Origin of the sequence: Rhodoferax sp., assembly GCF_039922535.1 — a bacterium.
In the GTDB taxonomy this organism is placed as follows: Bacteria; Pseudomonadota; Gammaproteobacteria; order Burkholderiales; family Burkholderiaceae_C; genus Rhodoferax_B.
In genome coordinates this window covers 1-9,697 of the sequence record NZ_JBDTEM010000488.1, presented here as the reverse complement: position 1 = coordinate 9,697, position 9,697 = coordinate 1, and the positions used below count along the sequence as shown (strand labels likewise).

13 protein-coding genes are annotated in these 9,697 nt (G+C 63.6%); 9 read left to right on the top strand and 4 right to left on the bottom strand.

The window, feature by feature from the left end:
- The 9 genes from ABI213_RS22850 to ABI213_RS22810 all read left to right on the top strand — a co-directional run.
- The coding region (locus ABI213_RS22850; RefSeq protein WP_348028812.1) for an aminotransferase class I/II-fold pyridoxal phosphate-dependent enzyme at positions 1-488 on the top strand (488 nt) is incomplete at its 5' end.
- A 47-nt stretch (positions 489-535) separates the two neighbouring features.
- Positions 536-1,858, top strand: a complete 1,323-nt coding sequence (locus ABI213_RS22845; protein ID WP_348005756.1) for a homoserine dehydrogenase — start codon at positions 536-538, stop codon at positions 1,856-1,858.
- A gap of 100 nt (positions 1,859-1,958) precedes the next feature.
- Positions 1,959-2,318 carry a signal protein gene (locus ABI213_RS22840; RefSeq protein WP_348005757.1) on the top strand — a complete coding sequence of 120 codons (360 nt, stop codon included), beginning with the start codon at positions 1,959-1,961 and terminating at the stop codon, positions 2,316-2,318.
- Positions 2,319-2,482: 164 nt separating this feature from the next.
- A complete protein-coding gene (gene thrC, locus ABI213_RS22835) occupies positions 2,483-3,910 on the top strand; it encodes a threonine synthase (protein WP_348005758.1) in 1,428 nt (475 codons plus the stop codon).
- Between the two features lie 69 nt (positions 3,911-3,979).
- Positions 3,980-4,501, top strand: a complete 522-nt coding sequence (gene mobB / locus ABI213_RS22830; protein WP_348005759.1) for a molybdopterin-guanine dinucleotide biosynthesis protein B — start codon at positions 3,980-3,982, stop codon at positions 4,499-4,501.
- Complete coding sequence (gene glp / locus ABI213_RS22825; RefSeq protein ID WP_348028810.1) at positions 4,498-5,727, top strand: gephyrin-like molybdotransferase Glp; 1,230 nt, start codon at positions 4,498-4,500, stop codon at positions 5,725-5,727. Before mobB ends, glp begins: the two co-directional genes overlap by 4 nt.
- Positions 5,724-5,975: a molybdopterin converting factor subunit 1 gene (gene moaD / locus ABI213_RS22820; RefSeq protein ID WP_348028808.1), complete on the top strand. Its 252-nt coding sequence runs from the start codon at positions 5,724-5,726 to the stop codon at positions 5,973-5,975. Before glp ends, moaD begins: the two co-directional genes overlap by 4 nt.
- A 51-nt stretch (positions 5,976-6,026) precedes the next feature.
- Entirely contained in the window at positions 6,027-6,302 is a 276-nt protein-coding gene (locus tag ABI213_RS22815; protein WP_348005762.1) for a YlcI/YnfO family protein, read from the top strand.
- Positions 6,299-6,619: a type II toxin-antitoxin system RelE/ParE family toxin gene (locus tag ABI213_RS22810; RefSeq protein ID WP_348028806.1), complete on the top strand. Its 321-nt coding sequence runs from the start codon at positions 6,299-6,301 to the stop codon at positions 6,617-6,619. The genes ABI213_RS22815 and ABI213_RS22810 overlap by 4 nt, the downstream gene beginning before the upstream one ends.
- 3 nt (positions 6,620-6,622) lie before the next feature.
- Here the strand turns inward: ABI213_RS22810 and ABI213_RS22805 are convergent, their stop codons facing one another.
- From ABI213_RS22805 to ABI213_RS22790, 4 genes are all read right to left on the bottom strand, one after another.
- Complete coding sequence (locus tag ABI213_RS22805) at positions 6,623-8,284, bottom strand: Na/Pi cotransporter family protein (RefSeq protein WP_348028804.1); 1,662 nt, start codon at positions 8,282-8,284, stop codon at positions 6,623-6,625.
- Positions 8,285-8,327: 43 nt separating this feature from the next.
- Positions 8,328-8,756: a VOC family protein gene (locus ABI213_RS22800; RefSeq protein WP_348014569.1), complete on the bottom strand. Its 429-nt coding sequence runs from the start codon at positions 8,754-8,756 to the stop codon at positions 8,328-8,330.
- 69 nt (positions 8,757-8,825) lie between these two features.
- Positions 8,826-9,146, bottom strand: coding sequence for a thioredoxin family protein (locus ABI213_RS22795; protein ID WP_348028802.1), 321 nt, complete (start codon positions 9,144-9,146; stop codon positions 8,826-8,828).
- A 22-nt stretch (positions 9,147-9,168) separates the two neighbouring features.
- Positions 9,169-9,697: nitrilase-related carbon-nitrogen hydrolase (locus ABI213_RS22790; protein WP_348028800.1), on the bottom strand; the 529-nt coding region annotated here is incomplete at its 5' end.

Here is a 9,697-nt window from a genome sequence, read left to right as displayed (position 1 = left end):
GCTACCGTGCGGGTTGGATGGTGGTATCGGGCGATAAAAAATCGGCTACCGATTACATCGAGGGCCTGAACATGCTCTCGAACATGAAGCTGTGCTCCAATGTGCCCGGCCAATGGGCGATCCAGACGGCGCTGGGCGGCTACCAAAGCATCAACGACCTGGTGGGCGAGGGTGGTCGCCTGCGCCGCCAGCGCGACCTGGCCTACGAGTTGATCACCGCCATCCCGGGCGTGAGCTGTGTCAAGCCCACCGCCGCGCTGTACATGTTCCCCAAGCTGGACAAGACCCTGTACCCGATTGAGGACGACCAGCAGTTCATCCTGGAGCTGCTGCAGGAAACCCATGTGATGCTGGTGCAGGGCACGGGCTTCAACTGGCCCACGCCGGACCACTTCCGCATCGTATTTTTGCCCCACGAAGACGACCTGCGCGAAGCCATCAGCCGCGTCGCCAAATTCCTGGAACACTATCGTAAACGTAGCGCCTAGCGCAGGTGCTACCTGCGCTAGAGCCACTTTTTATACTTAAAAATCATATGAAACCCATCCAAGTAGGCATCCTCGGCATCGGCACCGTCGGCAGCGGCGTGTTCAACGTCTTGCAACGCAACCAAGAAGAAATCAAGCGCCGTGCCGGGCGCGGCATAGAAGTCACCATGGTCTCGCGCCGCAATATTGCCGAAGCCCAGGCTTTGGTCGGTGACCGTGCCCAAGTGGTGGCCGACGCGCGCGCCATCGTGCAAAACCCGGCCATCGACATCATCGTCGAGCTGATTGGCGGCACCAGCCTGGCCAAAGAGCTGGTTCTGGAAGCCATTGCCCAGGGCAAGCACGTGGTCACCGCCAACAAGGCGCTGCTGGCCGTGCACGGCACCGAGATCTTCGCCGCGGCCCATGCCAAGGGCGTGATGGTGGCCTTCGAAGCTGCGGTGGCCGGGGGCATCCCCATCATCAAGGCGCTGCGCGAAGGCCTGACCGCCAACAGCATCCAGTGGGTGGCGGGCATCATCAACGGCACCACCAACTTCATCCTCAGCGAAATGCGCGACAAAGGTCTGGACTTTGGCGTGGTGCTCAAAGAAGCCCAGCGCCTGGGCTATGCCGAGGCCGACCCCACCTTCGACATCGAAGGCGTGGATGCGGCCCACAAGCTGACGCTGATGTCGGCCATCGCTTTCGGCATCCCGGTGCAGTTCGACAAGGCCTACATCGAAGGCATCACCCAGTTGGGCGCACAAGACATCAAGTACGCCGAACAGCTCGGTTACCGCATCAAGCTGCTGGGCATCACCAAGCGCACGCCCAACGGCGTGGAACTGCGCGTGCACCCCAGCCTGGTGCCCGCCAAACGCCTGATCGCCAATGTGGAAGGTGCCATGAACGCCGTGATGGTGCAGGGTGATGCCGTCGGCACCACGCTGTACTACGGCAAGGGCGCGGGCAGCGAGCCCACCGCCAGCGCCGTGATCGCCGACCTGGTGGATATTGCCCGCTTACACACTGCCGAACCCGCCCAGCGCGTGCCCTACTTGGCTTTCCAACACCACGCCATGAGCGACCTGCCGGTGCTGCCCATGGGCGAAGTCGTCACCAGCTACTACCTGCGCCTGCGTGTGGCCGACCAGGCTGGCGTGCTGGCCACCGTGACCGGCCTGCTGGCGGCCGCCGACATCAGCATTGACGCGGTGCTGCAGCGCGAAGCCGACGAGGTCGGTGGCGAGGGTGCCACCCAGACCGACGTGATCATCCTGACCCACGACTGTGTGGAGTCCCGCATGAACGCCGCCCTGGCGCAGATGCAGGCCTTGCCCACCGTGCTGGCTCCGATCACGCGGATTCGTAAAGAAGAGTTAGCGTAAGGTAAAGCGGTCGTCCGGCGCACGGCATGGGCCGTTGAGGTTCACAAGCGCAAACCACCAGCGCTGTGCCCCCCAACCGCTAGTTTTTTAAGGAAAACCCATGAAATCGAATATCCGTGCCCTCGCTATCGCCCTTGGTATGTGCTTCGCCGGTGTGGGCTTTGCCGCCACTGCCGTGCCTGCCGCCACCGCTTCGGCTCCTGCCGCCATGGCTTCTGCGCCTGCTGCCGCCAAGCCTGCCGCCGCAGCCCCTGCCGCTAAAAAGGCCGCTAGCGCCATGCCCACCATGGCAGCAGCCGGTGGCGGCGACGGCAAGGTCTGGGTGAACGAAAAGTCCAAGACCTACCATTGCGAAGGTACCAAGTTCTACGGCAAGACCAAGACCGGTGAATACATGGCCGAAGCCGATGCCAAGGCCAAGGGCAACCACCCCGCCGGTGGCAAGGCCTGCGCCAAGTAAGCAGCCATCCGCAGCTGAATACAGCTTCAAAAACCCAGCCTGGCTGGGTTTTTTTACGTCTGGAGTACAGCTGCAGAATGGTGGCACTGCATTGCTAAAATTTGCCCACATTTATGTCGCGCAAGCACCCTGCGTTGCGGCACATTGACTGCGAGACAAACCCCATGCACTACCTCTCCACCCGTGGCGATGCCACCCCCCGTCAATTTTGCGAAATCCTGCTTGAAGGCCTGGCGCCCGACGGCGGGCTGTACCTGCCCGCGCACTACCCGCAGGTAGACAGCGCCACGCTGACCCGCTGGCGCAGCGTCTACCACCAGCAGGGCTACGCCGAGCTGGCGTTCGAAATCCTTTCCCTGTACATCGACGACATTCCCGCCGCCGACCTGCGCGCTCTGTGCGCCAAGACCTACACCGCAGAGGTGTTCCGCACCGGCGAAATCGTGCCGCTGCGGCATCTGGAAAGTGGTGTGCTGCTGGAGGGGCTGTCCAACGGCCCCACGCTGGCCTTCAAAGACATGGCCATGCAGTTGTTGGGCAACCTGTTCGAATACGAGCTGGCCCGGCGCGGTGAAGAGCTCAACATCTTGGGTGCCACCAGCGGCGACACCGGCAGCGCGGCCGAATACGCCATGCGCGGCAAAAAAGGCGTGCGCGTGTTCATGACCTCGCCGCAAGGCCGCATGAGCCCGTTCCAGCAGGCGCAGATGTTCAGCCTGATGGACGAAAACATCGTCAACATCGCCATTGAAGGTGTATTCGACGACTGCCAGGACATCGTCAAGGCCGTGTCCAACGACCTGGATTTCAAGCGCAAGTACAAGATCGGCACCGTCAACAGCATCAACTGGGCGCGCTTGCTGGCCCAAGTTGTCTACTACTTTGCCGGCTACATCCAAGCGACTGAGACCAATGACCAGCAGGTCAGTTTCTCCGTGCCGTCGGGTAACTTCGGCAACGTCTGCGCGGGCCACGTAGCGCGCATGATGGGTCTGCCGGTTGCCACTTTGGTGGTGGCGACGAACGAGAACGACGTGCTGGACGAATTTTTCCGCACCGGCATCTACCGCGTGCGCGGCAGCGCCGATACGCATGAGACTTCCAGCCCGTCGATGGACATCTCCAAGGCCTCCAACTTCGAGCGCTTTGTGTTCGACCTGGTGGGCCGCGACGGTGCGCGCACCAAAGACCTGTTCAGCACGCAATTGGCGGCCCAGGGCTACTTTGATTTGAGCGCCGACCCGGCTTTCAAAGACGCTGCCACCCGCTACGGTTTCGCCAGCGGCAAGAGCACCCACGCCGACCGCCTGGCCACCATCCGCGACACCGATGCCCGCTTCGGCATGGTCATCGACACCCACACCGCCGACGGCCTGAAGGTCGCCCGTGAGCACCTGAAAGCCGGTGTGCCTATGCTGGTGCTGGAGACGGCGCTGCCCATCAAATTTGCATCGACCATCGTTGAAGCCCTGGGCCGCGAACCCGACCGGCCAGCGCAGTTCATTGGCATCGAAGCCCTGCCCAAGCGCGTGCTGAACCTGCCCGCCGACGTGGCGCAGGTCAAATCTCTGATCGAGAGAACTTGTGGTTAAAACGGCATCCAGCGCATATTCCACCTGCGCAGATAGCTATCAAAAATATAGCTTTAGTCCGGTGCAGCCATGAAGGCCGTGGTGTTTGCCGGGTTCTCCGGCTCGGGCAAAACCACCCTGGTCGAGCAACTGATTCCCTTGCTCAAGCAGCAGGGCCTGCGCGTCTCGGTGGCCAAGCATGCGCACCATCGTTTTGACATCGACCAGCCGGGTAAAGACAGCTGGCGGCACCGCCAGGCAGGCGCGTTTGAAGTGGTGATTGCCTCCGACCTGCGCCTCGCCCTGGTGCGCGAATTTGAGCAGCCCGAGCGCCTGTCGGTGCACGCGCTGATCGCCGAGCTCAACCCCGGCGTGGACTGGGTGCTGGTGGAAGGTTTCAAAACCAGCGACCTGCCCAAGATCGAAGTCTGGCGCGCCGCCTCCGACCAGCCCGTGCAGTACCCCGATGACCCGCGCATCGTCGCTATCGCCACCGATTCGCCTCTACCAAGCCCCTCCACGCTCCCCGTGCTCGACATTAACCACCCCGCCGCCGTGGTGGCCTGGTTGCAGTTGCACGCCGACATCTTTGAATACCAGGCCCCCGTATGACTCCCCGTGCTCCCCTGATTCCGCTCGATGACGCGCTGGCTACGTTGCTGGCCTACGCCGTGCCGCTGGCCGCCACCGAGTGGGTCAACACCTTCGATGCCGATGGCCGCGTGCTGGCGCAGGATGCCGTGTCCCCGCTGCAGGTGCCCTCGTTCGACAACAGCGCGATGGACGGCTACGCCATGCGCGCGGCAGACGTGGGCGATGCTGCACTTCCCTCCTTGCCAGTTTCCCAACGCATCGCCGCAGGCGCTGCCCCCGGACCGCTGCAGCCCGGCACCGTGGCCCGCATCTTCACCGGTGCGCCTTTGCCCGCCGGAGCCGACGCGGTGGTGATGCAGGAAGAGTGCGCCGTGCAGCCCGACGGCACGGTGCGCGTGCTGCGCCCGCCCCAGCCGGGCGACTGCGTGCGCCGCGCCGGTGAGGACGTGGCTAAAAATGCCGTAGTGCTATCGAAAGGTGAGCGCCTTGCGCCCGCATCTATTGCGCTGGCGGCCAGTATTGGCATGGATGCAGTGTGTGTGGCGCGCCGCCCCCGCGTGGCCTTGTTTTCTACCGGCGACGAACTGGTGATGCCCGGCGACGTGGCCCCGCAAGACATGCGCCCCGGAGCCATCTACAACTCCAACCGCTTCTTCCTGCGCGCCCTGCTGCAGCGCATGGGCTGCGTGGTCACCGATTTGGGCATCGTGCCCGACCAGCGCGATGCCACGGTGGACGCGCTGCGCGCCGCCAGCCAGACGCACGATTTGATTCTGACCAGCGGCGGTGTCTCGGTGGGCGAAGAGGACCACGTCAAAGCCGCCGTGCAAACCTTGGGGCACTTGCACCTGTGGGCCTTGGCCATCAAACCCGGCAAGCCTTTCGCCTACGGTGCAGTGGGTCCTTGCCACTTCATCGGCCTGCCCGGAAACCCGGTGGCCAGCTTCGTGACCTTTTTGTTGCTGGTGCGGCCGTTTGTACTGCGCCTGCAAGGCGCTACCGCCGTGGAGCCGCCCGCCATGGCTTTGCCTGCCCACTTTGACTGGCCGAGGGCCGATAAGCGGCGTGAATTCCTGCGCGTGCGGCGCAATGCGGCGGGCGGGCTGGACCTGTTTGCCAACCAAAGCTCGGGCGTGCTCACCAGCGCCGCCTGGGCCGACGGCCTGGTGGACACCTTGCCCGGCCAGACCATCGCCTGGGGCGACATGGTGCGCTTCATCCCGCTGGCGGAGCTGCAGGCATGAGACTCACCGTGAAATATTTCGCCTCCATCCGGGAGGCGCTGGGCACCGGCCAGGAACTGGTGGACACCAGCGCGGCCACCGTACAGGCATTGCGCGACGAGCTGGTAGCCCGTGGCGGTGCCTATGCCAGCAGCCTGGCCCCAGGCCGGTCGGTGCGGGTGGCGTTGAACCAGGGGATGGTGGATGCGCACGCCGCGCTGTCCGATGGGGCGGAAGTGGCGTTTTTCCCGCCGGTGACGGGCGGGTAGTCGGGGGTAGCAAGGGTAGTAGACTATCGCATCGCAATTACATCGCATTGCATGATGAAAACCACCAGCTTCCCCTCTCTGCGCGTCGAACCCGCGCTACGCGAAGCCGCCCAAAGCGTGTTGCGTGACGGTGAAACGCTGACCAGCTTGATGGAAACAGCGGTGCGCGAAACCATCCACCGCCGTTTGGCGCAGGCCGAGTTTCTGGCGCGTGGCCTGCAGTCCAGTGCCGATGCCAAGCAGTCTGGCAGCTACCACGCTGCGGCTGACGTGCATGCCGAAATGCAGCGCAGACTGGACGGGCGGCGCAAAAAGGTATTGGGGTGACGGACTTATTCGAGGTTCGCTACACCGATAGTGCCCGCGAAGACTTGCTGCGGCTGCTGGACTTTTTGCTCGACCGTGCCCAAACCGTCGAAGACTTCGATGCTGCGCAGGACGTGATCGACGCGGTCCGCGCCGCCGTTGAAACCCATTTGTGCCGTACCCCGTTTATCTTCCGCAAGGCCGCAGACAGCCCATTTTTACGAGAACTGGTGATTCCGCTGCGCCGCGCAGGCTATGTGGCCTTGTACGAGATTGAAGCGGGCCAGGTCGTCAATATCCTGGCGATTCGGCACCAGCGGGAAGACGATTACCACTAAGCTTTATCCCAAATCTGCCAGCTTCGACGTGCGCAGCCGGTTCGGTGCCAGCGCGCCGGCGGAATCCAGGATCGGGTAAGCAATCGAGCAGATGTGCGAGTTGATGCGCTTCAATTCGCTGATCAGGTCGATGTGCAGTGAACTGGTTTCGATGCTCGACTGGGTGTTGTCTGCCAGCCGCACCAGGTGCGAGCGCGAGTAGGCGTGCTCCAGGTCGCGGAAGCGGGCTTTTTCTTCCAGCAGCTTTTTCGCGTCGTGCACATTGCCGTTCAAAAACACGCTCATCGACAGGCGCAGGTTGTCGACCAGCCGGGCGTGCAGCTCGGTGATTTCGGCCATGCCCGCTTCGGAGAAATTGCGGCCGGGCTTGATCTTTTTGTCTTCTACGTCGATCAGCACGCGCTCGATGATGTCGCCGATCTGCTCCATGTTGATGGTGAAGCTGATGATGTCGGTCCAGCGGCGGCTTTCTTCTTCCGACAGGGCTTCGCGCGAGATCTTGGTCAGGTAGTACTTGATGGCCGAGTACAGCCGGTCCACCGTGTCGTCGAGCTTGCGCAGCTCGTCGGCCAGCGCCAGGTCGTTGTTTTTGATGACGGTCAGGATGCCCAGCATCATGGTCTCCACCACGTCGGCCTGGTGCAGCGCCTCGCGGGCCGCGCAGGAGATGGCCAACGAAGGCGTGGACAGGGCGGACGGGTCTAGGTGCTGGGGCCGGGTGCGTTCGGCCGGTTGGTCCGGCGGCTTGGGCAGCAGCTTTTCCATGGCCTTGGCCACCAGCTGCGTCAGCCCGATAAAGGCTACGCTCATGGCCACGTTGAAGGCCAGGTGGAACAGCACCACACCCTGTGTGGCATCGGGCATGGACGGGTGCACGTGGCGCAGCCACAGGCCGATACAGGGGGCGGCCAGCACTACGCCCATCAGCTTGAAGACAAAGTTGCCCACAGTGACCTGGCGCACTTCAGTGGCCGACTTGAGGGTGGTCAGCACCGCCAGCGCGCCGCTGCCCAGGTTGGCCCCTAGCACCAAGCCCAAGGCAACGTCCATCTGGATCACGTGGGACGCGGCCAGCGCGGCAATCAGCAGCACCACCGCTAGGCTGGAATAGGCCAGCACCGCCAGCAGCATGCCCAGGGTGATTTCCATTAGCACGTCGCTGCTCACCGCCGCCAGCAGGCCCCGTATTACCGGCGAAGCCAGCAGCGGCTCGGTGGCCTCCACCACCAGCCGCAAAGCCAGCAGCATCAGGCCCAGGCCGATCAGCACCCGGCCAATCCGCCCGGCCGTGCCGTCTTTGGTGGACAGGAATAGCACCACGCCGACAAAGATGAACAGCGGTGACAGCCAGGACAAATCAAACGAGAACAGCACCGACATCAGGCTGGTGCCGATGTCGGCCCCGCGCATGATGGCCAGCGCGGCGGGCAGGGTGATCAGGCCCTGGCCCACGAAGGACGATGTCATGAGCGAGGTGGCGGTGCTGGACTGCACCAGGGCCGTCACGCCGATGCCGGACAAGGCCGCCGTGAACCGGTTGCCCATGCTGCGCGCCAGGATCTGGCGCAGATTGGCCCCAAATACCCGCAGTACGCCGGTGCGTACCAGATGGGTTCCCCAGACGAGCAGTGCGATAGCGGCTAATAAATTGAGTAAATGCTTCATAAGGTAAGCGCGCGACTATACGCCGGGCTTACGGTCGTAATTTCTATGCAAGCGCCCTCGAATCGCCTGCATTCGCCACCGTAGTCGGGTCTTGGCGTGCGTAGCTCACGGTCAGCATCTCCCACTGGTGGCCGTCGGGCTGGTTCCAGTAGATGCTGCGCCCGCCCATGAAGGGGCTGACCTGCCCGTCGTCCGCACCACGTACCGTGCTGCGAAACGCAATGCCCGCGGCCCGGATGCGGCCCAGAATCGCATCGAATGCGGCATCCTCCACCCGAAAGCAGAAGTGGTAGATGGGGAATGCTTTGTCGGTCTCGATGAAGTCCAGCGTCAGCCCGTCGTTGAGGTACACCGGCGCAAACGGCCCGATGCCGCTGGGTGCCCAGGGCACGTCCAGCAGCTCCGCCAGCATGCGTGCTGCAGCGACCTTGTCGCGGCTTGGAACGATGGTGTGGTCGAGCTGGATGGACATGTTTTCTCCTATCCAAAAAATATAAGAGAAATAGACCGTTAGCGCCAGTCCCATCAGCGTGAGAAGCTCCTATTTCGGTAGCAAATCTAGGGCTTCGGTAATCGCCTGCGCCTGCATGGGCCGCACCAGCCGCGCCATTTCACGCCCGTCTTGCACAAACACCAGTGTCGGCCACAGCTTGATGCCAAACGAGCGGCCCAGCGGGCGGCCCCGGCCATCGGCAATCTTGAGATGCTGCACCTCGGGCCGTGTGCCCAGCGCCTGTTCGATGGCCGGGCGGGCAGCGCTGCAAATGCCGCAGTAGTCGTCGCCAAACTCCAGCACCAGCGGGCCGGGGCGGGTGTCGATGTCGGCGCGGGTGGGGGCTTCCTGGCGGTAGGCGTGGGGCATGGTGTCCTGGCGTGTTGGGGGGTCAGGCTGCCAGTGTAGGGGCCTCTGAAAACCGGGCTTGCAGTGGGCCCAGTTCATCGCCGCGCACCTGGGCCAGCACGCCATAGAGGGCAGGGCGGCGACCCCGCAGCCAGCGCTGGCCGGTGCAGCGGTCGACCAGGCCCAGGTCCAGATCGGCCACCACCATGGCATCGGCGGCAACCCAGGTTTCGGCCAGGATGCGGCCATAGGGGTCGAGCACCATGGCGTTGCCGGTGCGCACTTCGTCGTCGTCCTGGCCGACACCGTTGCTGAACAGCACAAACATGCCGTTGTCGTGGGCACGTGAGGGCAGCCAGCGCAGCAGCCACGCGCGGCCGTTGTCGCCCTTGAATTCCGCCTCTATCGCCTCGGGGTGGGTCGCACGCTGGGCCCATTTTTCCAATGCAATCGGCTTCATGCCGTGGGGGCTGCGCGAATGGGTGCCGCCGGTCTGGTGCGGTGCGATCAGCAGGGTGGCCCCGGCCAGCGCGCAGGCGCGGGCGTTTTCCACCAGGTTGTTGTCCCAGCAA